Source organism: Roseateles sp. GW821-FHT09H10 (assembly GCF_059415865.1).
The window spans coordinates 1,615,391-1,638,697 of the sequence record NZ_JBWKOB010000001.1 but is presented as its reverse complement, the minus strand read 5'-3'; the positions used below and the strand labels follow the sequence as shown (position 1 = coordinate 1,638,697).

Here is a 23,307-nt window from a genome sequence, read left to right as displayed (position 1 = left end):
TCAGGAGTTGACGTTCCGACTGTGATTAACCGTGCTTGGCGTCAAAGAACTGCTCGTCTTCCGTCGAGCCCTTCAGGGCGGCCGTCGAAGCGTTGGCCTCGATGGTCGTCGTGACGGCGTCGAAGTAGCCGGTGCCGACTTCGCGCTGGTGCTTGACAGCGGTGAAGCCCTTCTCGGCGGCGGCGAATTCCTTCTCCTGCAATTCGACGAAGGCGCTCATCTGGTTGCGGGCATAGCCGTGGGCCAGTTCGAACATCGAGTAGTTCAGGCTGTGGAAGCCGGCCAGCGTGATGAACTGGAACTTGTAGCCCAGGGCGCCCAGCTCGCGCTGGAACTTGGCGATGGTGGCGTCGTCCAGGTTCTTCTTCCAGTTGAAGGAAGGCGAGCAGTTGTAGGCCAGCAGCTTGCCGGGGAACTTGGCGTGGATGGCGTCGGCGAAGGCCTTGGCGAAGGCCAGGTCGGGCTTGCCGGTCTCGCACCAGATCAGGTCGGCATAGGGCGCATAGGCCAGGCCGCGGCTGATGGCCTGGTCCAGGCCGTTCTTGGTGCGGTAGAAGCCTTCAACGGTGCGCTCGCCGGTGCAGAAGGGCTTGTCGTTGTCGTCGATGTCGGCGGTGACCAGGTCGCCGGCTTCGGCGTCGGTGCGGGCGACCAGCAGCGTGGGCACGCCCATGGTGTCGGCGGCCAGGCGGGCGGCGACGAGCTTGGCGACGGCTTCACGCGTCGGCACCAGCACCTTGCCGCCCATGTGGCCGCACTTCTTGGCGCTGGCCAGCTGGTCTTCGAAGTGCACGCCCGAGGCGCCGGCCTCGATCATGGCCTTCATCAGTTCGAAGGCGTTCAGCACGCCGCCGAAGCCGGCTTCCGCGTCGGCCACGATGGGCGCGAAGAAGTCGACATCGTCCTTGCCTTCGCTCCACTGGATCTCGTCAGCGCGCTTGAAGGTGGCGTTGATCTTCTTGACGACCTTGGGCACCGAGTCCACCGAGTACAGGGACTGGTCGGGGTACATCTCGCCATTGCTGTTGGCGTCGCCGGCGACCTGCCAGCCGGACAGATAGATGGCCTTCAGGCCGGCCTTGACCTGCTGCATGGCCTGGTTGCCGGTCAGGGCGCCCAGGGCGTTGACGAAGGGCTCGGTGTTCACCAGGCCCCACAGCTTCTCCGCGCCGCGCTTGGCCAGGGTGTGCTCGATCTCGACGGAGCCACGCAGGCGGACGACATCGGCGGCGGTGTAGCCGCGGGTGATGCCCTTCCAACGGGGGTTCTCGGCCCAGTCTTTTTCCAGGGCGGCGATCTGTTGTTCACGGGTGAGGCGGGTCATGCAGTACTCCTTTGAAACATCGAAAACCGATGGCTCAAGATTAGGGCTTGATGCGCCGCCATGCAAGTCAAAGTCTTATACAAGACAAAAAACTTTGCCCATATAAAACAATGACTTATGTTTGCATTTTCAAATCGCAAAACGCAATTCACCATAATGAGAAATCTTGCGGCGCTGCAGCATGCGCAAATTTCTCGATATGAAAAGTGACTTCCGAATGGTGAGAGCAGGCCACTTCAGAATGCATCCGATCGTGACCGACTCCTACTGAAGCCATGTCCTTGCTGCTGACGCCCCGCCTGCGCCTCGAACCCGTTGACGACCGCCATCTGGACGGGCTCTACCGCCTGAACAGCGATCCGGTGGTCATGCGCTACATCACCGGCAGGCCCGAAACGCTGGAAGACACGCGCGCCATGATCGAGCGCGTGAAGTCACGCTGGGCGGAGTTCGGCTATTCCTGGTGGGCCTTCGTCAAGCAGGACGGTGGGGACGTGGTCGGCATGGGCTGCATCCAGCACCTCAACCGCGATCCGGCCGGCCCGCTGGAGACGGGCTGGCGGCTGCGCCAGGATGCCCAGGGCCAGGGCTATGCCAGCGAGGCGGCCCGCCACATGGTGGGCTGGGCCTTCAAGACCCTGAAGCCGGCACTGATCTGCGCCGTCTGCCAGCCCGAGAACACGCCCTCTTCCACCGTCATGGAGAAGCTGGGCATGAGCTTCACCGGCCTGGGCCGCTGGTACGACATGGATTGCAAGCGATATGACGTCACGGCTGAGCAATGGCTCGCAAGCCCTGCCAAAACGAAGTACGACGCTGAGGCATAGTTCGATCTGCTTTCAACCCCTTTGCATGGAGGAATCATGGCCAATACCGAACAACGCGGCAACAAGATGACGAAGAAACCGAAGAAGGACGCCGGTCCCGGCAAGGCAGCAGCGGGCTCGGACCGCCCTGTGGCGCCGATGACGGCTGTCATGCCCAAGGGCAAGGAAGCCAAGCTGAAGGGCAAGTAAGCCCTTCGCTGGCCGGCCCGGCGTCTTTCTAGATGCCGCCGATGAAGTAGCGCTTCAGGCCGGCCAGCACCATCTCGACGGCGATCGCGGTCAGCACCAGGCCCATCAGTTTCTCGATGGCCGACACGACCGAATCGCCCAGCAGCTTGCGGATGCGATCCGCCAGCACCAGCACCAGCCCGGACACCAGCAGCGCCGTGCTGAGGGCGCCAATCCATTCATAGATGCGGTCGGGCTGGCGGGATGCCAGCAGCAGCACCGTGGCCATGGCCGACGGGCCGGCCAGCAGCGGCACGGCCAGCGGGAAGATCAGCGGCTCCTTGCCCGGCTCCAGCCCATAGGCCGACTCCGCCGAGCCGCCGAAGATCATGCGGATGGCGATGATCATCAGGATGACGCCGCCGGCCACCTCCAGCGAGCGCTCCGACAGGTGCATGACCTGCAGGAAGGTCTCGCCGACGAACATGAAGCCGAACAGCACGCAGAAGGCGATGCCCACCTCGCGCAGCGCCACGCGCGTGCGGCGCTCTTTCGGCACCGCACGCATGATGGGGATGAAGATGGGCAGGCTGCCGAGCGGGTCGAGCACCAGCAGCAGCAGGATCAGGGCGGAGAGGAAGCTGTGGTCCATCCGCCCGGATTGTCAGCGCGACTCTTAGAACTTGTAGTGCATCCGCGCGAAGTAGGACGCACCATTCAGGCCGAACTGCACGCTGTCGTAGTAGAAACCGTTGTCAGTTTCATCCGGGTTCTGACGGGTCGGCTTGACGTTGAAGACGTTGTTGCCGCCCACGCTCAACTTCAAGGCCGGCGTGGCCTGCCAGCTCATGCCCAGATCCATCGAGGTCTTGGGCTTGTAGTTCAACATCCATCCAGCCGTGTAGCCCCCGGCGTGAGTCTGGCTGCCGAAGTGGATGACCTTGGCTTCCCCGGTCCAGACGCCCTGGCTGTACTCGAAGCCCAGCGTGGCCTTGGTGCGAGGGCCGCCCTGCTCGATGAAGAGGCGTTCACGCGTGGACAGCAGCACGTCCTCGTAGCCTTTCAGCGAGGCCGGTGCATTGATGGCCGTCACCGTCGTGCGGCTGACGTTCAGCGCCAGGAAGGTGTTGAGTTGACCCGCACCCAGCTTCATCCGATTGGAGGCCGTGAGGTCCACGCCGCGGGTGCGCGTGTCCACCGAGTTCACGAAGAACTGCGCCTGACCGACCCCAAGGCCTTGCAGGATGGCACCCAGAGCCGGGTAGTTGTTTTCGTCGAAGCGGCCGGACAGCACGATGCGGTCCTTGATGTTGATCTGATAGAGGTCGACCGTCAGCGCGGTGTCGGTGCTGGGCTTCACGGTCACGCCCAGGGTGAAGTTCTTGGACTTCTCCTGCTTCAGGGCCGGCACGCCCGCCGCGTTGGCGATCCTGCTGCCGTTGGGCGCCAGCACCACGTCCAGCGGCCTGCCGCCGAGGAAGTCGGTGAAGGTGGACGAGAAATAGAGCTGCTGCAGGCTGGGTGCACGGAAGCCGGTGCTGGCTGCGCCACGCAGCAGCACTTCCTTGCTGGCCTTGAAGCTGCCCGACAGCTTGGCGGTGGTCGTGGAGCCGAAGTCGCTGTAGTGCTCGGCGCGCACGGCGGCATCCACGGTGAGCGCCGGCGTCAGGTTCGCTTCCCAGTCGGCATAAAGCGCCTGGCTGTTGCGGCTGCGGTTGGTGGCATCCGAGGGGAAGAAGCCGGGGAAGCCCTGGCTGCCGGCGTTGCCACCGAAGCCCACGCCGTCGGCGTCGATGTAGGAGCCGGACTCGCCAGCGACGATGTTGTACTTCTCCTTGCGGTACTCGGCGCCGAAGGCGATGTTGCTGCCGCCCAGCAGGTCGGGGAAGAAGCGGCTGACGTCGAGGTTGGTCGTCGCCTGGCTGAAGCCGAAGCCGCCGGCATCGAAGCTGGTCGGGCTGATGCCGCGGCCGCCATTGATCAGATCCTTGTTGGCGATGGACGCGTTCAGCGTGTTGCTGATGTTGTAGCGCAGCTTGTTGCTGCCATAGGTCTGGGACAGGTCGGTGTCCCAGCCGGCAATGGCCGACTTCCAGCCGACGATGACATAGCGGTCCTGCACGTCGCCGTTGATGAAGGGCACGAAGCCGTTGGGATACATCGCAGCCGAGTTGCGGCTGGGGATGTCAGTGTCGCCATTGCGGGCCCAGGCGGCCGACGATGCATCGCGGTCCTGGGCGCCGGCCGTCACATAGAGCTTGTTGTCGCCACCCAGCGGGAACTCGCCGTTCAGATAGAGGGTCTTGTTCTTGACCTGGGTGTCGCCGATGGTGCGCAGGCTGCCCGCGTCGGCGCGGTTGGAGCGGCCGCGGTCCTGCCATTCGCCGGTGACCCCCAGCGTGCCGCCGCCGATCTTGGCGCCGCAATAGGCCGAGGCGAGGTAGTTCTTGCCGTCGCCGGCCGAGTACTGGCCGTAGCCGGCCACCGCCTCGCAGCCGGCCTTCTTCTTCAGCTGGATGTTGATGACGCCGGCAATGGCGTCGGAGCCGTACTGGGCGGCCGCGCCGTCGCGCAGCACCTGCACATTGTCGATGGCCAGCAGCGGCAGGGAGTTCATGTCCGTGCCCGTCGAGCCGCGGTTGCGGGCGCCGAACAGGTTGACCAGGGCCACCGTGTGGCGGCGCTTGCCGTTGACCAGCACCAGGGTCTGGTCCGAGCCCAGGCCGCGCAGGGCGGCGGAGTCGATCAGGTCGGCGCCGTCGGCGCCGGTCTGACGCGTCGAGTTGAAGGACGGCGACAGGTACTGCAGCGACTGGGCCAGGTCGAACTGACCCCCGCCCTCTGTCACCTTGCTCATCGAATAGATGTCAACCGGCACCAGCGTGTCGGTGCTGGATGCGGCCGGCAGGCTCTTGCGTGAGCCGATGACGGTGACGCGCTCCAGGCTGTTGTCCTGGGCCTGGGCGATGGCCGAAGCGGTGGCGAACAGGCTGAGGGCGGCGAGCGCGGTCGGCAGCAGGCGGGTGGCGTGCATGGTTACTCCGTGTGCATTTGTGATGGCGGCGGAGTTTGCCCCTGCCCGAGGGGGTCGCGAGGGCCGGTGTTGTGGCGTGCCGACAGGTTTGAAACCAACGAAACGAACGAAGCTTCGGTGCAACCCGAGCAAGGGAAAACGCTCAGCCCCTGGGATGGTGCTCGGCGTGCAGCGCCTTGAGGCGTTCGCGCGCCACATGGGTGTAGATCTGCGTCGTCGACAGGTCAGCATGCCCCAGAAGCAGCTGCACGGCGCGCAGGTCCGCACCATGATTGAGCAGATGCGTGGCGAAGGCATGGCGCAGCGTGTGCGGCGACAGCGGCGCCGTGATGCCGGCCGTCAGCGCATGCCGCTTGACCAGGTTCCAGAACATCTGCCGCGTCATGCCGGCACCGCGGGCGGTGACGAAGAGGTCGTCGCTGCTCTGGCCGGCCAGGATCTCGGCACGGGCCTCGCGCAGATAGCGCGCCATCCAGTCGCGCGCATGCTCGCCAAAGGGCACGAGGCGGGCCTTGCTGCCTTTGCCGGTGACGTGCAGCACGGCGTCCTTGAAGGCCACATGGGCGCTCTTCAGCGTGACCAGCTCGGACACGCGCAACCCACAGGCGTACATCAGCTCCAGCATCGCCCTGTCCCGCAGGCCCAGCGGCGTATCCACGTCCGGAGCCGCAAGCAACGCGCTCACTTGCGCCTCGCTGAGCAACTTGATGTTGCGGTGTTCAGCCTTGCCCGCAGTCAACTTCAGCGTCGGATCGGTCGATACACGACCTTCGCGCAAGGCCCAGCGGAAATAGCGCTTGATCGCCGACAGCCGCCGGTTGGCGCTGCTCGTCTTGCCCTTCGCCTTGGCAACGGCAAGTTCAAGCAGATCGCGCTCGGTGCAACTGTCGAGCGGCCTTGGCGCGATCAGCGCCGCAAGCGCGGCCAGATCGCGCCGGTAGGCCGCCTGCGTGTTGGCGCTCAGGCCGTCTTCCAGCCACAGCGCCTCGACAAAAGCCTCGATCGCCGGGTCAGCGCCGCTAGCACCCATGCGACGTGCGGCTTTCGGGCCGAGCGCCGGGCCGCTCCCAAGCCGGCCCGCCATGGCGATGTGCTCGCGGCTCGATGCCGCGAGCATCGCCGTCCCCTCGGGGGACCGGCTGGGCACGCCCGCGTCCGGCGGGGCGAGACCAGACGAGGGGCTCCATGTCAGTCAAGTTTCAGCTTTTGCTGCGCCACGACCTTCTTGTAGACCTCGAACTCCGCCGCGATCTGGGCCTGGAACTGCTCGGGCGTGTTGGCCACGATCAGCGAGCCGGTGTCCTCGATGCGCTTCTTGACGTCGGGCATTTCCAGCGCCTTGCGCACCGCGGCATTGACCTGGTCGACGATGTTGCGCGGCAGGCCCTTGGGCGCATGGATGCCGTAATAGGCCATGCGGTTGACGGGCTCGAGGCCGACTTCCTTGAAGGTCGGCACATTGGGCAGGGAGGCCACTCGGGTCGGTGCGGCGACGACGATGGGGATGAGGCGGCCGTCCTTGATGAAGGGCAAGGCCGACGGCAGGTTGTCGAAGATCATCGGCACCTGGCCGGCCACCGTGTCGTTCAGGGCCGGGCCCGCGCCGCGGTAGGGGATGTGCAGCACGAAGACGCCGGCCAGCGTCTTGTAGAGCTCCATCTGCAGATGGCCGATGCCGCCGGTGCCCGAGGTCGCGAAGCTGTGCTTGCCGGGGTTCTTCTTCAGCTCGGCCAGGAAGCTCTTGTAGTCCTTGGCAGGGAAGCTCGGGTGCACGGCGATGACGTTGGGCGTCGCCGCCATGTTGATGATGGGCGTGAAGTCGGTCAGCGGGTTGTAGGCGATCTTGGCGTTGATGGCCGGGTTGGCCGCCGTCGTCGACACCGTGGCCACGCCCAGCGTGTAGCCGTCCGGCGTGGCGCGCATGATCTCCGTGGCACCCACCGTGCCGCCGCCGCCGGCCTTGTTGTCCACCACCATGGTCTGGCCCAGCAGAGCCGACATCTTCTCGGACACGATGCGGGCAATGATGTCCGTCGTGCCGCCCGGCGCGAAGGGCACGATCAGGCGCACAGTCTTGTTCGGATAGGCGCCCTGGGCCCAGGCCATGGAGCTGAGGCTGCCGAGTGCGGCGGCTTGGAGGACGGAACGGCGTTGCATGAGGTCGGTCTCCTGTGGTGATGGGTCGATGCTAGTTCAGGACGGCTGGCCCAGCAGCCCGGTGCGCAGCTTGGCGTCGCTGTTGTTGTCGCCGAGGAAGACCTTCAGGAAGGCCGTGTAGAAATCCTGGCCCTCGACGGGCTTGCCCCAGACCTTGCCGTTGACCGACAGGATGGTGCCGCCCTGGGCCGGCAGGTAGTCGATGTGCAGCAGGTCGCCCTTCTTGACGCGGCCCACGTCGGCGATTGCCGCATTGAACTGCTTCAGGCGTTCGGCCACCGCCGCCTTCTCGGCTTCGGTGGAGTTGCGGTTCACGCCCTTGCTGATGGCCTTGACGAATTCCTGCGTCGACACGTCCTTGACGAGGGGGATGACGATGCGCATCTCCAGCCGCTTGGGGCCGGGCTGGGCATAGATGGCCTCCGGCGTGGTGGCCTTCTGCGGCAGATAGAGGGAGGCCAGGTAGAGCGGGTAGATGGCGACCTGGCGCTTGCCGGTGCCGTTCAGCACCAGGCCGCTGCCGCCGAGCTGCAGCGTCTCGGGAAAGTCCTGGCCTTCGTAACGCACCGCCTGAGCGGGCAGGGATGTGGCGGCAGCCAGGGCGAGGACGGCCGAAAAAACGACGGGGCGGCGCAGTGACGGGATCATTCAACAGGCTCCAACGGACGGGCCGGACGATAACGCGGCAGAAGCTGGCGCCGCGGACAAGGCCCAGGCGATGTGCTCGGCCACCAGGGCATCGGCCCCCTGCCCCGCCCGCAACAGCGCAGCGCGCAGCTCCACGTTTTCATGGAGGCGCAAGGCGTTGCCAGCCGCCACGGCCAGATTGCGTTGCCAGCGTGTAAAGCCGATGCGGCGGATGGCCGAGCCTTCGGTGCGGCGCAGGAACTCCGCTTCGTCCCAACCCAGCAGCTGGGCAATCGGCGCTCCCGCCATGCCCGGGCGCACATCGAAGTCGGCGAGCACGGCCGGCTGGGCGAACTTGTTCCACGGACAGGCCAGCTGGCAGTCGTCGCAGCCGTAGATGCGGTTGCCCAGCAGCGGCCGCAGCTCCTCGGGAATGGGGCCGTCGTGCTCGATGGTCAGGTAGGAGATGCAGCGCCGTGCATCGACGCGGTAGGGTTCGGTGATGGCGGCCGTCGGGCAGACGTCGATGCAGGCCCGGCATTCGCCGCAATGCGCGCTGGTGGCTTCGGTGAGCGGCAGGGCCAGGTCGATGAAGAGCTCGCCCAGGAAGAACATCGAGCCCGCCTCGCGGTGCAGGGTCAGCGTGTGCTTGCCGCGCCAGCCCAGGCCGGAGCGCGCGGCCAGCTCCACCTCGAGCACTGGCGCCGAATCGGTGAAGACGCGGTAGCCCAGCGGGCCGACCTCGGTCTCCAGCTTTTCGGCCAGCTTCTGCAGGCGCTGGCGCAGCACCTTGTGATAGTCCCGCCCGCGGGCATACATGGAGATCTGGGCCTGCTCGGGTGTGGCCAGGCCCGTCCATTCGATGGCCTGCCAGCCGGGTTCGGTGGCTTGCGGCAGATAGTCCATGCGCGCCGTGATGACGCGCAGCGTGCCCGGCACCAGCTCGGCCGGCCGGGCGCGCTTCATGCCGTGGCTGGCCATGTAGTGCATGCGGCCGTGGTGGCCGGCGTCCAGCCAGGCCTGCAAGCCGGGCTCGGCGCTGCTCAGGTCCACATCGGCCACGGCGATCTGTGAGAATCCGAGCTCAAGAGCCCAGCCGCGCAGTTTCTCCATGAGCGCGGCGGCATCGACAGTGGACGGGACCTCTTGCATTTGCCTGCGATTTTAGAAACCCAACTGCTGTGGCCCGACGAGGCCGCGGCCCAAGCCACCGCCGACAGTCTCGCGGCGGCGTTGCTCCCCTCCCCCAACGCGTTGATCGAGCTGCACGGGCCGCTGGGCGCCGGCAAGACGACCTTTGTGCGCCTGCTGCTGCGGGCCCTGGGCGTGCAAGGCCGCATCAAAAGCCCGAGCTATGCCGTCATGGAGAGCTATGAGCTGCCTGCATCGGCTGGAGGCGCCGGCACGGCCAGCCACTTTGACTTCTACCGTTTCGGCGACCCGCGCGAATGGGAGGACGCCGGCTTTCGCGATGTCTTCGCAGCGCCCGGGCTCAAGCTCTGCGAATGGCCGGAGAAGGCGGCCGGCCAATTGCCGCCGGCCGATCTGCAGCTCTTCATCGAGCTGATGCCCGACGACAGCCGCCGCGTGCGCGCCAGCGGTGCGCCCCGGCTCGTCGAGGCCCTCGCATGAAGCGCCGCGCCTCCCTCGGGTTTCTCGCGCTGCTGCTGAAGGCGCCGACCTCGCTGGCCGCGAGCAGCCAGGCCAGCATCGTCGCCGTGCGCGTCTGGCCGGCGCAGGAATACACCCGCGTCACCATCGAATCCGACCGGCCGCTGGCGGTCAAGCATTTCCTCGTCGACTCGCCGCACCGCCTCGTCATCGACGTCGACGGCCTGGAGCTCAGCCCCGGCCTGCGCGAGCTGATCGGCAAGGTCAAGGCCGACGACCCCTACATCAGCGGCGTGCGCGTCGGCCAGAACACGCCCACTGTCGTGCGCATCGTGCTGGACCTGCGCCAGCCCGTGGCACCGCAGATCTTCACGCTGGCGCCGGTGGCGGCCTACAAGCACCGCCTCGTCTTCGACCTGCATCCCAAGTTCGAGGCCGACCCGCTGCAGGCCCTGGCCCAGGACAAGAAGCCCGTCGCTGCGCCGCCCTCCCCGGCCCAGCGCGCCGAGGCCGCGGCCAGCGCCGTCAACGATGCGCTGGGCGACCTGATCCAGAAGATCGAACGCCCGCCCGCACCGGCGGCCACGGCCCCCGTGCCGCCGCCCGTTGCTGCCGCGTCCAAGCCCGCGCCCGCGCCGGCTCCTGCCGCCGAGCCCAAGATCGACCGCCTCATCATCATCGCGCTGGACCCCGGCCATGGCGGCGAAGACCCCGGCGCCGTCGGCCCTTCAGGGTTGAGGGAGAAGGACGTCGTGCTCGCCGTCGCGCTCAAGCTGCGCGAGCGGCTGCAGGCCAACCCGAACATCCGCGTGCTGATGACGCGCGACGCCGACTTCTTCGTGCCCCTGCATGAGCGGGTGCGCAAGGCGCGACGCGTGCAGGCCGACCTCTTCGTCTCCGTGCACGCCGACGCCTTCATCAACCGCCAGGCCCGCGGCGCCTCGGTGTTCGCGCTGTCCGACGGTGCGGCGACGAGCGCCGCCGCGCGCTGGATGGCCGACAAGGAAAACGCGGCCGACATGGTGGGCGGCGTCAATGTCGGCGCCGCCACCAAGGACGCCAATGTGCTGCGCGCCCTGCTCGACATGAGCACGACGGCCCAGATCAAGGACAGCCTCAAGCTCGGCAAGGAAGTGCTGGGCCAGATCGGCAAGGTGGGCAAGCTGCACAAGATCCGCGTCGAGCAGGCCGGCTTCGCCGTACTGAAGGCGCCCGACATTCCCAGCATCCTGGTCGAGACCGCCTTCATCTCCAACCCCGACGAGGAGAAGAAGCTGCGCGACCCCGACTACCAGGACGAACTGGCCGATGCGCTGGCCTCGGGCATCGCCAAGTATTTTTCGAAGAACCCGCCGATGGTGAGGAAGCGCAGCGCGACGTTGTAGGTTGGGTTGCTTTTGCGAAGCGGGTTGGCAGCTCGCTGCATTGCCGGGAGTCCTGCCTTGCCGCTTGCATGCGGCCAGGCCTTCGCCAGGCATGAGGCAGTCCGCAGGGACTGCCTCAAGTCCGGGCTCAGTCCACGGCGGCCGGGTAACTTTCTTCTGCGGGGCCAGAAGAAAGTCACCAAAGAAGAGGCCCTGAACCGCACACGAGCACCACGTCGCCACGAACGGCGCGCGAAAACGCGCGGCGTCATACCGGGCCGATGCGAACCGCTGCGCTCTCGCGTCTGACTTGTCACGAGCAGCGCTCATCGCCGCACCGCACCTGTTAACGCGCGGCTGCACGCCGTGCTCACGAGCAAAGACCAATGCAGCGTCGCTCGGGCGACGCGGCTGTTCGGTATTCCTTGATGAGCCCGGCGTGCAGCCGGCGTTAAGCGGCTTGAAGGGGCGATGGATGGGCCTCGTCACAAGTCAGACGCGAGAGCGCAGCGGTTCGCTTCGTGGCACGGATCCACTCCGAGCTTGCGAGCGCGCCATCCCGCCTGAGTGCGGATTGCATTGAGCGCTCCTCTTTTGGTGACTTTTCTCTGGCGCGTCAGAGAAAAGTTACCCGCCCTGCCGGGGCGGACTCCCGGCTCACTGCACCGGGTCGAAAGGACAACCGCAAAAGCAACCTTCACGGCTTGCAGCCGCTGACCACCGTGAAGGTCTGCAGATAGTGAAAGTCCGGCCGGTCCAGCGCAAAGCCCGGGTCGGCGGGATCGCACAGCCTCTGCAGTTCGGCAAAGTCCTCGGCCGACAGCCAGGGCCGCAGCCGCTCGCCGAAAGTCGAACGGAATTGCGCTTCCAGCACATAGTCGCGCGCGGCAGGCGCCAGCGGCGCGATGCGCTCGATGGCGAGGGTATGCGCCTGCACATCGACGAGCCCGGCCTGGCGCAGCAGCCCGACATTGGCCCTTACCGCCGTCAGTCGCCGCTCGTCGAGGCCGTATTTGTCGCGGTAATGCGCGCGCACGGCGTCGACGACGGCTCGCTCCAGCCGCATGTCCCAGGCGAACAGCATCTCGGGCAGGAAGCCGCTCTGGCCGATCGCAAGACGGCGGCCGGGGCGCAGCCAACCGGCCATGCGCCGCAGCGCGGCCAGCGGATCGGGGAAGTGATGCAGGGTGTTGGCCGACCAGATCGCATCGAAGCTTGCGGCCGCCATGGCCTGCGTCATCAGATCGCCGGCGTGCAATTCAACCTGGGCCGGCGCCTGGCGGCGAGCGGCGGCGATATGGGCCTCGGAAAGATCCACGCCGACGACGCGGCCGCCCTCGCCCACCGCCTGCGCCAGCCAGGCCAGCGCTTCGCCGCTGCCGCAACCCGCGTCGAGCACCCGCATGCCCTGCGCCAGGCCCAGCGTGGCGATGGCCGCGCGCAGCTCGGGCTCGGCAAAGCGCATGAAAAGGCCCAGCTTGCGGGCGTAGTCGCGCTGGGCCGTGTCGCCCAGCAGGCCGGGCTTGGCGTTGTCGTCGGTCGAAGGGGGCATGCCGGGCTTTTACCTCAGCAGCACTTCCCCGTTCTCGACGAGTAGCGCGCCGCCTGCCTCTCCCTGAAGAACTCCTCGTAGCTCATGGCCGGGCGGTCGGGATGCGTGGCCTGGTGGTGGGCCAGATAGCTGCCGTAGTCCGGCACGCCCACCATGAGGCGCAGGCTTTGCGTCAGATACCGGCCCATCCTCGCAACTTCAGGGGCCAGCTCGCGGCCCAGCTCAAGCACGCTGGCCCGCCGGCAGCAGCACGAAGGTCGTCTCCTGCGCCGTGACCTTGCCGTTGCGGCGCGCCTGCAGGATGGCCTTGACGCTGTAGATCAACACGCTGATGACGACACCCATGAAGAGAGCGCACAGGGCCGCGTCCAGCCTGTCGTTGAAGACGACGCGCGACATCGCCTCCAGCGACTTGGCCGGCGCCAGCACCTTGCCCTCGGCTATTGCCCCGGCGTACTTGTCGGCATGGGCCAGGAAGCCCAGCTTGGGGTCGGCCGAGAAGATCTTCAGCCAGCCGGCGGTCATCGTGCAGCACAGCAGCCAAGCGGCCGGCACGGCCGTGACCCAGGCGTAGCGGTCCTTCTTCATCTTGAAGATGACGACGGTGCCCAGCAGCAGCGCGACGGCGGCCAGCATCTGGTTGGCGATGCCGAACAGCGGCCACAGCGTGTTGATGCCACCCAGCGGATCGACGACGCCCTGGTAGAGGAAATAACCCCAGGCCGCCACGCACAGGCCGGTGGCGATGAAGTTGGCGATCCAGCTCTCGGTGCGCTTGAGCGAGGGTACGAAGCTGCCCAGCAGGTCCTGCAGCATGAAGCGGCCGGCGCGGGTGCCGGCGTCCACGGCGGTCAGGATGAAGAGGGCCTCGAACAGGATGGCGAAGTGGTACCAGAAGGCCATCAGCGCCTTGCCGCCCACCACCTGGTGCAGGATCTCGGCCATGCCGACGGCCAGCGTCGGCGCGCCGCCGGCGCGGGCCAGGATGGTCTTCTCGCCGACGTCGGCCGCGGCCTGGGTCAGCATCTCGGGCGTGACGACGAAGCCCCAGGTCGACAGCGTCTGCGCAACCGTGGCGGCATCCTTGCCGACGACAGCCGCGGGGCTGTTCATCGCGAAATAGACGCCCGGCTCGATGCACGAGGCAGCCACCAGGGCCATCACCGCGACGAAGCTCTCGGCCAGCATGCCGCCGTAGCCGATATAGCGGGCATGGGTCTCGTTCTCCAGCAGCTTCGGGCTCGTGCCCGACGAGATCAGCGCATGGAAGCCCGACACCGCGCCGCAGGCGATGGTGATGAAGAGGAAGGGGAAGAGGCTGCCCGCCCAGACAGGACCATTGCCGGCGGCGAACTGCGTCAGCGCCGGCATCTTCAGCGGCGGCGCCACGATGATGATGCCGATCGCCAGCGCGATGATGGTGCCGATCTTCAGGAAGGTGCTGAGGTAGTCGCGCGGCGCCAGCAGCAGCCACACCGGGATGCAGGCGGCGACGAAGCCGTAGCCGATCAGGGCCCAGACCAGTTGTACCGGCGTGAAGGTGAAGGCGTGCGACAGCGTCGGATGCTCCGACACCCACTGGCCACCGAAGATGGCCGCCATCAGCAGCGCGAAGCCGATGACCGAGACCTCACCGATGCGCCCCGGCCGGATGAAGCGCAGATAGACGCCCATGAACAGCGCGACAGGAATCGTCGCCGCGACCGTGAACGCGCCCCAGGGCGATTCCGCCAGGGCCTTGACGACGATCAGGGCCAGCACCGCGAGGATGATGATCATGATCATGAAGGCGCCGAACAGCGCGATCAGACCAGGCACCGTGCCCATCTCCTGCTTGACGAGGTCGCCGAGCGAGCGGCCATCACGGCGCGTGGAAATGAAAAGAACGATGAAGTCCTGCACCGCGCCGGCAAAGACGACACCGGCCAGGATCCACAGCAGGCCGGGCAGATAGCCCATCTGCGCCGCCAGCACCGGGCCGACCAGCGGGCCCGCGCCGGCAATCGCCGCGAAGTGGTGGCCGTAGAGCACATGCTTGTTGGTGGGCACGTAGTCCAGGCCGTCGTTGTACTTCCAGGCCGGCGTCTGGCGCTGGGGGTCCAGCCCCAGCACCTTGTTGGCGATGAAGAGGCTGTAGTAGCGGTAGGCGATGAGGTAGGTGCACAGGGCGGCGGCCACGACCCAAAGCGCGCTGATCGTCTCGCCGCGGCTCAGGGCCACGGTGGCGAGGGATGCGGCGCCCAGGATGGCAACGCCCGCCCACGCGAGGTGGCGGCGCAGATTCATGAAGCTTGTCTCCGTTGCGGCGCACACCTCGACACGGGGCGCGACCGTGTGAGAAGTCTCGGAAAATGCCCCTCCCCTGGCATCGGTCAAGCCACGCGGGCCCGCCGCGCGGCACTACCTAAGGGTCAACCCGGAACACAGCCGCTTACCAATGCCCGCCGACCGGGGTCAACGAGGGCCCGGACCAGGCGTTGTTCCAGGCGTCGAAGGCCAGCTGTCACGGCCTCGCAGGAGACCTCAAATGCTTCGTCCCATCCTTGCCGCCCTGCTCACCGGTGCCGCCCTGTTCGGCGCCACTGCCGCCCAGGCGGGCACGCACTGGTCCATCGGCATCAGCCTGCCGCCCGTCGGCGTCGTGGTGGCCGACTCTCCGCGCTACTACGCCCCGGCACCGGCGCCGGTCTATTACGAGCCGGCCCCTGTCGTGCGCTATGCCCCGGCACCGCGCTACATCGAGCGCGACGTCTATTACGCACCGCCCCCGCGCGTCGTCTATCGTGAGCGTCATTGGGACGGCCGCGGCGACCGCTGGGATCACCGCGGCTGGGACCATGGCCGCCACGAGCGCAGCGACCACTGGCGCCGTGACCGTGACCGTGATCGCGACGACCACGGCCCGCGCCGCGGCCATTGAGACCCGCCAGGGTCAGCGCTGCGGCAACTGGCCCCGGATCTCGTCCAGCAGCAGCTGCAGATCGGGCAGGTCGAAAGGCTTGAGCAGCGCGCGGACGTTGGGGCCGAAGTCCTTCAGGTCGGACCCCATCGCATAACCCGACGAGAACACCAGCCAGGCCTGCGGCGCCTGGCGCAGCACGGCGCGGGCGAAGTCCACGCCCGACATCCGCGGCAGGCTGACGTCGGTCATGACGAAGTCGAACTTGCCCGGCACATAGATGGCCAGGGCCTCCTCGGCCGTGGCGCAGCTCTCGAGCTGCACCCCCGCCTCCTCGAGCAGGAAGCCGATCTGCTCGCGCAGATCGTCGTTGTCCTCCACGAACAGCGCCCGCAAGGGCTGCGCTGCCGCAGGCGGGCCGCTGGGCGCAAGTTCCGCCACGGCGCGGGCCAGCAGATGCGGCGAGACCGCCTTGGGCAGGCAGCGCTGGAAGCCGGCCTCCAGCGCGGCTTCACGGTCGGTGGCGCGCACATAGGCCGTGACGGCGGCCGCCGGCAGGGCCTGAGCGTCCAGCCCGAGCTCGCCGCGCACATGGCGGATCAGGTCGTAGCCGCCCATGCCCGGCATGCCCAGGTCGCTCAGCAGCACATCGAAGCTCTGTTCGCGCAGCAGGGCCAGGGCCGCTTCGCCGGACTCCGCCGTGACCACCTGGGCGCCGCGTTCGGACAGCAGGCGGGCATGGGCCTCCAGCACGTCGGGATGATCGTCGACCAGCAGCACCTTCACGCCCGAGATCAGCGGCTCCGCCGCGCCGGCCTCGGTCTCCACGCCGGCCGAATGCGACTGGCCGGCGCGCGGCAGGCGCAAGCTGAAGGTCGAGCCCTGGCCCTGGCCGGCGCTGTGGGCCGCCACCTCGCCGCCATGCAGCTCGGCGAGGTTCTTGACGATGGACAGGCCCAGCCCCAGGCCGCCATGCACGCTGGTGGCCGTACCGTCGGCCTGCGTGAAGCGGTCGAAGAGCTGAGGCAGGAAAGCCGGGTCGATGCCCTGGCCGGTGTCGCTGACGGTGAGCTCGACGACGGTGCCCTTGAGCTGGGTGCCCAGCGTGATGCTGCCGCCGCTGGGCGTGAACTTCATCGCGTTGGTGACTAGGTTCATCACGACCTGGGTGAGGCGGCGCGCATCGCCGAAGACCTCGGCCGGCTCGGCGGCCAGGCTCAGCACGATGTCGAGTTCGCGGGACTGGGCCGTCGGGCGGGCCGTCTCGGCCGCGGCCGCGACCAGGCCGTTCAGGTCCACCCTCTCCACATTCATCAGCTGCTTGCCGGCCACGATGCGGCTCATCTCCAGCAGGTCGTCCACCAGCACGGCCTGGGCCTGGGCATTGCGCGCGATGGCCTGGATGCCCCGCTGCAGCATGGCCGGCTGCACGCCCGGATGCGTGAGCACATTGACCCAGCCGAGGATGGCCGCCAGCGGCGTGCGCAGCTCGTGGCTGATGGCGGCGACGAACTCCTCCTTGGCGCGCCCGGCCTGGTCGGCCGCGCCGCGCGCGGCCTGCTCGGCGGCCAGCAGCTGTTCACGCCGCAGCTGCAGTTCGCGTCTGTCGGTGATGTCGTGGAAATAGACGGACAGGCCGTCGTGCGACGGGTAGCAATGGCATTGCAGCCAGCGCTCCGGTGCGCCGGCCGCCATGGCCTCGAAGGACACGGCCTGGCCCTGGGCGCGGGCGCTCTCGAAACCGGCCTCGAAATCGCCGGCACCGAAGACCTCGCCGGTGTGCAGTCCCGTCAGTTCGGCGGCCCCGCGGCCCAGCAGGCGGGCGCCCTGCTCGTTGACATAGCCGATGCGCCCGTCGTGCTCGATGACGAGCAGGCCGTCGGTGATGCTGGCCATCATCGCCCGCAGGCGGCGATCGACCGCGTGGAAGGCTTCGGTGCGTTCGGTGACGCGCCCCTCCAGCGTCTCATTGAGCTCGCGCAGCAGCTCCTCGGCGCGGCGCCTTTCCTCGACCTCGGCCTGCAGGGCCAGGTTGGCGCGCTGCAGCTGGCGGGTCTTGCGGTCCAGTTCGGCGAAGACGGCGACCTTGGATCGCAGCACCGACGGGTTCACCGGCTTGTGCAGATAGTCCACCGCCCCCGAGCCATAGCCCTGCAGGCGGTACTGGTCCTGGTCGAAATAGGCGGTCAGAAAGATGATGGGCAGGTGGGCGTTGCGCTTGCGCTCCTTGATCATCTGCGCCAGCTCGATGCCGTTCATGTCGGGCAGCTGGATGTCCAGCACCATGACGGCGAACTCCTGGCTCATCAGCGCGAGCAGGGCCTGGTCGGCCGACAGCGCGCGCACGATGCGGTAGCCCGGGTCGGCCAGCACGGTCTCCAGCACCAGCAGATTGGCCGGCTCGTCGTCGACGATGAGGATGTTGGTCAGCTCTTCCGTGCCCACCTTGGTCTCCGCAGCGTCGGTCGGTTGCATCGGCATCAACGGTACAGCCACACACGCATCAGCGACAGCAGCTGCGCCGTGTTGACGGGCTTGGAGATGTAGTCGCTGGCGCCCGCCTCCAGGCATTTCTCGCGGTCGCCCTTCATGGCCTTGGCGGTCAGGGCCAGGATGGGCAGGTTGCGGAACTCGGCGTGGGTGCGGATCTCGCGCATGGTCTCATAGCCGTCCATGTCCGGCATCATGATGTCCATCAGCACCAGGTCGAGATCAGGGGTGTGCTGGATGATGTCGATGGCGGCGCGGCCGCTGGTGGCCGTCATCACCTGCATCTCCTGGTTCTCCAGCAGCGTCGTCAGCGCGAAGATGTTGCGGGCGTCATCGTCCACCACCAGCACGCGGCGGCCGCGCAGCATCTCGGCGGCGCCATGGAGCTTGCGCAGGATGTCCTGCTTGGCCTGAGGCAGCTCGGTCACCACACGGTGCAGGAAGAGCGCGGTCTCATCCAGCAGGCGCTCGGGGCTTTGCACATCCTTCAGCACGACGCTCTTGGCCAGGGCGCGCAGCTGCTTCTGCTCGGTGCCGCTCAGGTCCTTGCCGGTGAAGACGACGACCGGCACGCCGGCCAGGGCCGGGTCGGCATGCAGCTGTTCCAGCAGGCCGAAGCCGCTGACGTCGGGCAGGCGCAGGTCAAGCACGATGCAGTCGAAGGTCTGCTCGCGCAGGATGGCCAGCGCCTCGGCACCCGTGCCGACGGCCTCGAGGTCGATGTCCTCGTGGCCCAGCAGCTCGACGATGGCCTGGCGCTCGATGTCGTTGTCCTCGATGACGAGCAGGCGCTTGGTGCGCGGCACCGTGAAGTCGCGGATGCGGTCCAGGGCCGCCTCCATCTCCTCGCTGGTGGACGACTTCACCACATAGCTGAAGGCGCCATGGGCCAGGCCATGGTTGCGATCTTCCTCGGCGACGCTGAAGATCTGCACCGGGATGTGGCGGGTCAGCGGGTCGAGCTTGAGCTGGTTCAGCACCGTCCAGCCCAGCATGTCGGGCAGGAAGATGTCCAGGGACACGGCGGTGGGCTTGAAGCGCCGCGCCAGTTCCAGCCCCAGGCTGCCCTTCAGCGCCACCAGGCCCTTGAAACCGCGGTCGCGCGCCAGGCCCAGCACGATGCGGGCGAAATGGGGGTCGTCCTCGATGATGAGGAGGACCGACTCGCCGTCGACGATGTTGTCGCGGTCGTCAGCCACCTGGGTCTCGCGCACCAGCGGCAGGTTGTTGCGCGCCGGGGCCGTCGGGCGGCTGTGCAGGGGCATGGGCGCCGTGCTGGCGCTGTCGGCGCCGGCAAACTGCAGGGGCAGGAAGAGAGTGAAGGTGCTGCCGTGGCCGTGCATGCTCTGCAGCCGGATCTCGCCACCCAGCAAGGCCGCCAGCTCACGGCTGATGGCCAGGCCCAGGCCGGTGCCGCCGTACTTGCGCGAGGTGCCGGCATCGGCCTGCTGGAAGGCCTCGAAGATCAGGCGCTGCTTCTCGGGCGCCACGCCGATGCCGGTGTCCTCCACCGCGAAGGCGAGCACCTGGGGTGCCTTGGACAGCACCGGGTGGTCGCTGCTCCAGCCTTCGCTGGCAATGCTGACGCGCAGCTCGACATGGCCATGGGCCGTGAACTTGACGGCGTTGGACAGCAGGTTCTTCAGGATCTGCTGCAGGCGCTTGGTGTCGCTCTCCATGCTGCGCGGCAGGTCGTCGGCGAACAGCAGGCGCAGCGGCAGGTTCTTGGCCTCGGCGATCTGGCGGAAGTTGCGGTCGATGTTGTCGCGCAGCGAGGCAAACGAGATGTCCTCGATTTCCACCGTCACCGTGCCGGACTCGATCTTGGACAGGTCCAGGATGTCGTTGATCAGGTGCAGCAGATCGGAGCCCGACGAGTTGATGTTGCGCGAGAACTCGACCTGCTTGGGCGCCAGGTTGCCGTCGCTGTTGCCGGCCAGCTGCTGCGAGAGGATCAGGATCGAGTTCAGCGGCGTGCGCAGCTCGTGGCTCATGTTGGCCAGGAACTCCGACTTGTACTTGGACGTCAGCGCCAGCTCGGCCGCCTTTTCTTCCAGCGCATGGCGGGCCTGCTCGACCTCGGCGTTCTTGCGCTCGACCTCCTCGTTCTGCTCGGCCAGCAGGCGGGCCTTGGTGCCCAGCTGCTCGTTGGTTTCCTGCAGCTCGCTCTGGCGCGACTGCAGTTCCACCGTCAGCTGCTGCGATTGCGACAGCAGCGACTCGGTGCGCATCGTCGCCTCGATGGTGTTGAACACGGCGCCGATGCTTTGCGTCAGCAGCTCCAGGAAAGCCAGTGACGCACTCGTGAAGGGCTGCAGCGTGGCCAGCTCGATGACGGCCTTGGTCTGGCCCTCGAACAGCACCGGCAGCACGACGACGCTGACGCGCGCCGCATGGCCGAGGCTGGAGGAGATGGCCACGAAGTCGGACGCGATGTCGGCCAGCAGGGTGCTGCGCTTTTCCAGCGCGCACTGCCCGACCAGGCCCTCGCCCATCTCGATGGTCGGCGCCAGGCGCACGGCACCCGACTGCGCATAGCTGGCCAGCAGGCGCAGCTGCGGGCGGTTGTCGTACTCGGACCCGGTGACGTGATAGATGGTGCCCTGGTGGGCCTGCACCAGCGGCGCCAGCTCGGTCAGCAGCATCTGCGAGACGGTCTGCAGCTCGCGCTGCCCCTGCAGCATGCCGGTGAACTTGGCGAGGTTGGTCTTGAGCCAGTCCTGCTCGCGGTTGCGCTCGGTGGTCTCGCGCAGGTTGGAGATCATCGTGTTGATGTTGTCCTTGAGCTCGGACACCTCGCCCTTGGCCTCCACCTGGATGGCGCGCGTCAGGTCGCCCTTGGTCACGGCCGTCGCCACCTCGGCGATGGCACGCACCTGGGTCGTCAGGTTGGCGGCCAGCAGGTTGACGTTGCCGGTCAAGTCCTTCCAGGTGCCCGAGGCGCCCGGCACATGGGCCTGGCCGCCGAGGCGCCCGTCCACGCCCACCTCGCGGGCCACGTTGGTCACCTGCTCGGCGAAGGTGGCCAGGGTGTCGGTCATGTTGTTGATGGTGTCGGCCAGGGCCGCCACCTCGCCCTTGGCCTGCACGGTCAGGCGCTGGGTCAGGTTGCCGTTGGCCACGGCCGTCACGACCTTGACGATGCCGCGCACCTGCTCGGTCAGGTTGGAGGCCATGAAGTTGACGTTGTCGGTCAGGTCCTTCCAGGTGCCACCCACGCCGGCCACCTTGGCCTGGCCGCCCAGCTTGCCCTCGGTGCCGACCTCGCGGGCCACGCGGGTCACTTCGCCGGCGAAGGCGTTGAGCTGGTCGACCATGGTGTTGATGGTGTTCTTCAGCTCGAGGATTTCGCCGCTGACGTCCACCGTGATCTTGCGGTTCAGGTCGCCCCGCGCCACGGCCGTCGTCACCTCGGCGATGTTCCGCACCTGGGCCGTCAGGTTGGCGCCCATGGTGTTGACGGAGTCGGTCAGGTCCTTCCAGGTGCCGGCCACGCCGGGCACCACGGCCTGCACGCCCAGGCGCCCTTCCGTGCCCACCTCGCGGGCCACGCGCGTCACCTCGGACGCGAACGAGCGCAGCTGCTCCACCATGGTGTTGATGGTTTCCTTGAGCTGAAGAATCTCGCCGCGCACGTCGACGGTGATCTTCTTGGACAGGTCGCCGTTGGCCACCGCGATGGTCACCTCGGCGATGTTGCGCACCTGGTTGGTCAGGTTGCTGGCCATCGAGTTGACGTTGTCGGTCAGGTCCTTCCAGGTGCCGGCCACGCCGGGCACCTGGGCTTGGCCGCCGAGCTTGCCCTCGGTGCCCACCTCGCGGGCCACGCGGCTCACTTCCGAGGCGAAGGCACCGAGTTGCTCGACCATGGTGTTCATGGTTTCCTTGAGCTGCAGGATCTCGCCCTTCACGTCCACGGTGATCTTGCGGTTCAGGTCGCCACGGGCGATGGCCGTCGCCACGTCGGCGATGTTGCGCACCTGGCCGGTCAGGTTGGACGCCATGGAGTTGACGTTGTCGGTCAAGTCCTTCCACACGCCGGCCACGCCTGGCACCGCGGCCTGGCCGCCCAGCTTGCCCTCGGTGCCGACCTCACGCGCCACCCGCGTCACTTCGGACGCGAAGGCGCGCAGCTGGTCCACCATGGTGTTGATGGTTTCCTTGAGCTGCAGGATCTCGCCGCGCACGTCGACGGTGATCTTCTTGGACAGGTCGCCGCTGGCCACCGCGATGGTCACGTCCGCGATGTTCCGGACCTGGCCGGTCAGGTTGGAGGCCATGGAGTTGACGTTGTCCGTCAGGTCCTTCCAGGTGCCGGCCACGCCGGGCACCTGGGCCTGGCCGCCGAGCTTGCCTTCGGTACCCACCTCGCGCGCCACCCGCGTCACTTCGCCGGCGAAGGCATTGAGCTGGTCCACCATGGTGTTGATGGTGTCCTTGAGCTCCAGGATCTCACCGCGCACGTCCACGGTGATCTTCTTGGACAGGTCGCCGTTGGCCACGGCCGTCGTCACTTCGGCGATGTTGCGCACCTGGCCCGTCAGGTTGGAGGCCATGAAGTTGACGTTGTCGGTCAGGTCCTTCCAGGTGCCGGCCACACCGGGCACGGCGGCCTGGCCGCCCAGCTTGCCGTCCGTGCCCACCTCGCGGGCCACGCGGCTCACTTCGGAAGCGAAGCCGTTGAGCTGGTCCACCATGGTGTTCAGCGTGTTCTTCAGGGCCAGGATCTCGCCCTTGACCTCCACGGTGATCTTCTTGGAGAGGTCGCCGCTGGCCACGGCCGTCGCCACGTCGGCGATGTTGCGCACCTGGCCGGTCAGGTTGGACGCCATGAAGTTGACGTTGTCGGTCAGGTCCTTCCACGTGCCCGCCACGCCCGGAACCTGGGCCTGGCCGCCCAGCTTGCCGTCCGTGCCCACTTCGCGGGCCACGCGGCTCACTTCGGAGGCGAAGCCGTTGAGCTGGTCCACCATGGTGTTCAGCGTGTTCTTCAGCTCGAGGATTTCGCCCTTCACGTCCACGGTGATCTTCTTGGACAGGTCGCCGCCGGCCACGGCCGTCGCCACGTCCGCGATGTTGCGCACCTGGCCGGTCAGGTTGGAGGCCATGGAATTGACGTTGTCGGTCAGATCCTTCCAGGTGCCGGCCACGCCGGGCACCGCCGCCTGGCCGCCCAGCTTGCCCTCGGTGCCCACCTCGCGCGCCACGCGGCTGACCTCGCCAGCAAAGCCGTTGAGCTGGTCCACCATGGTGT

The 23,307-nt window shown here is 67.4% G+C and carries 17 protein-coding genes; 5 read left to right on the top strand and 12 right to left on the bottom strand.

Going from position 1 to position 23,307, the window contains the following annotated elements; all coding sequences use genetic code 11:
* Positions 1–25: 25 nt before the first annotated feature.
* A complete protein-coding gene (gene aceA / locus AC07OY_RS07660) occupies positions 26–1,324 on the bottom strand; it encodes an isocitrate lyase (RefSeq protein ID WP_495041914.1) in 1,299 nt (432 codons plus the stop codon).
* A gap of 275 nt (positions 1,325–1,599) precedes the next feature.
* Between aceA and AC07OY_RS07655 the strand changes: the two genes are divergently transcribed.
* Both AC07OY_RS07655 and AC07OY_RS07650 read left to right on the top strand, forming a co-directional pair.
* A complete protein-coding gene (locus AC07OY_RS07655; protein WP_495041913.1) occupies positions 1,600–2,151 on the top strand; it encodes a GNAT family N-acetyltransferase in 552 nt (183 codons plus the stop codon).
* A gap of 36 nt (positions 2,152–2,187) precedes the next feature.
* On the top strand, positions 2,188–2,340 hold the full coding sequence (locus AC07OY_RS07650) for a hypothetical protein (protein ID WP_439462962.1): 153 nt from the start codon (positions 2,188–2,190) through the stop codon (positions 2,338–2,340).
* Positions 2,341–2,368: 28 nt separating this feature from the next.
* Here AC07OY_RS07650 and AC07OY_RS07645 read toward each other — a convergent pair whose 3' ends face one another.
* The 6 genes from AC07OY_RS07645 to queG all read right to left on the bottom strand — a co-directional run bounded on the left by AC07OY_RS07645 (position 2,369) and on the right by queG (position 9,250).
* Complete coding sequence (locus tag AC07OY_RS07645; protein WP_495041912.1) at positions 2,369–2,971, bottom strand: MarC family protein; 603 nt, start codon at positions 2,969–2,971, stop codon at positions 2,369–2,371.
* A gap of 24 nt (positions 2,972–2,995) precedes the next feature.
* Entirely contained in the window at positions 2,996–5,353 is a 2,358-nt protein-coding gene (locus AC07OY_RS07640) for a TonB-dependent receptor plug domain-containing protein (protein WP_495041911.1), read from the bottom strand.
* 142 nt (positions 5,354–5,495) lie between these two features.
* Positions 5,496–6,383 carry a site-specific tyrosine recombinase XerD gene (gene xerD / locus AC07OY_RS07635; RefSeq protein WP_495041992.1) on the bottom strand — a complete coding sequence of 296 codons (888 nt, stop codon included), beginning with the start codon at positions 6,381–6,383 and terminating at the stop codon, positions 5,496–5,498.
* Positions 6,384–6,541: 158 nt separating this feature from the next.
* Positions 6,542–7,510: a tripartite tricarboxylate transporter substrate binding protein BugE gene (locus tag AC07OY_RS07630; protein ID WP_495041910.1), complete on the bottom strand. Its 969-nt coding sequence runs from the start codon at positions 7,508–7,510 to the stop codon at positions 6,542–6,544.
* A 36-nt stretch (positions 7,511–7,546) separates the two neighbouring features.
* Positions 7,547–8,158, bottom strand: coding sequence for a chalcone isomerase family protein (locus AC07OY_RS07625; RefSeq protein ID WP_495041909.1), 612 nt, complete (start codon positions 8,156–8,158; stop codon positions 7,547–7,549).
* Positions 8,159–9,250 carry a tRNA epoxyqueuosine(34) reductase QueG gene (gene queG, locus AC07OY_RS07620; RefSeq protein ID WP_495041908.1) on the bottom strand — a complete coding sequence of 364 codons (1,092 nt, stop codon included), beginning with the start codon at positions 9,248–9,250 and terminating at the stop codon, positions 8,159–8,161.
* 63 nt (positions 9,251–9,313) lie between these two features.
* Between queG and tsaE the strand changes: the two genes are divergently transcribed.
* Together tsaE and AC07OY_RS07610 are read left to right on the top strand one after the other, a co-directional pair.
* Positions 9,314–9,769 (top strand): tRNA (adenosine(37)-N6)-threonylcarbamoyltransferase complex ATPase subunit type 1 TsaE, encoded by a 456-nt coding sequence (gene tsaE, locus AC07OY_RS07615; RefSeq protein WP_495041991.1) that lies wholly within the window; start codon positions 9,314–9,316, stop codon positions 9,767–9,769.
* On the top strand, positions 9,766–11,133 hold the full coding sequence (locus tag AC07OY_RS07610; protein WP_495041907.1) for an N-acetylmuramoyl-L-alanine amidase: 1,368 nt from the start codon (positions 9,766–9,768) through the stop codon (positions 11,131–11,133). The genes tsaE and AC07OY_RS07610 overlap by 4 nt, the downstream gene beginning before the upstream one ends.
* Before the next feature lie 676 nt (positions 11,134–11,809).
* Here the strand turns inward: AC07OY_RS07610 and AC07OY_RS07605 are convergent.
* The 3 genes from AC07OY_RS07605 to AC07OY_RS07595 are packed head-to-tail and all read right to left on the bottom strand — an operon-like array spanning position 11,810 to position 14,950.
* Complete coding sequence (locus AC07OY_RS07605; protein WP_495041906.1) at positions 11,810–12,664, bottom strand: class I SAM-dependent methyltransferase; 855 nt, start codon at positions 12,662–12,664, stop codon at positions 11,810–11,812.
* 14 nt (positions 12,665–12,678) lie between these two features.
* On the bottom strand, positions 12,679–12,852 hold the full coding sequence (locus tag AC07OY_RS07600) for a YbdD/YjiX family protein (protein ID WP_495041905.1): 174 nt from the start codon (positions 12,850–12,852) through the stop codon (positions 12,679–12,681).
* A 34-nt stretch (positions 12,853–12,886) separates the two neighbouring features.
* Positions 12,887–14,950 carry a carbon starvation CstA family protein gene (locus AC07OY_RS07595; protein WP_495041904.1) on the bottom strand — a complete coding sequence of 688 codons (2,064 nt, stop codon included), beginning with the start codon at positions 14,948–14,950 and terminating at the stop codon, positions 12,887–12,889.
* Between the two features lie 241 nt (positions 14,951–15,191).
* Here AC07OY_RS07595 and AC07OY_RS07590 point away from each other — a divergent pair, with 241 nt between their 5' ends.
* Positions 15,192–15,584, top strand: a complete 393-nt coding sequence (locus AC07OY_RS07590; protein ID WP_495041903.1) for a hypothetical protein — start codon at positions 15,192–15,194, stop codon at positions 15,582–15,584.
* Positions 15,585–15,596: 12 nt separating this feature from the next.
* Here AC07OY_RS07590 and AC07OY_RS07585 read toward each other — a convergent pair whose 3' ends face one another.
* Positions 15,597–18,038 carry a response regulator gene (locus AC07OY_RS07585; RefSeq protein WP_495041902.1) on the bottom strand — a complete coding sequence of 814 codons (2,442 nt, stop codon included), beginning with the start codon at positions 18,036–18,038 and terminating at the stop codon, positions 15,597–15,599.
* A gap of 5 nt (positions 18,039–18,043) precedes the next feature.
* Complete coding sequence (locus tag AC07OY_RS07580) at positions 18,044–23,299, bottom strand: HAMP domain-containing protein (RefSeq protein ID WP_495041990.1); 5,256 nt, start codon at positions 23,297–23,299, stop codon at positions 18,044–18,046.
* Positions 23,300–23,307: the final 8 nt, after the last annotated feature.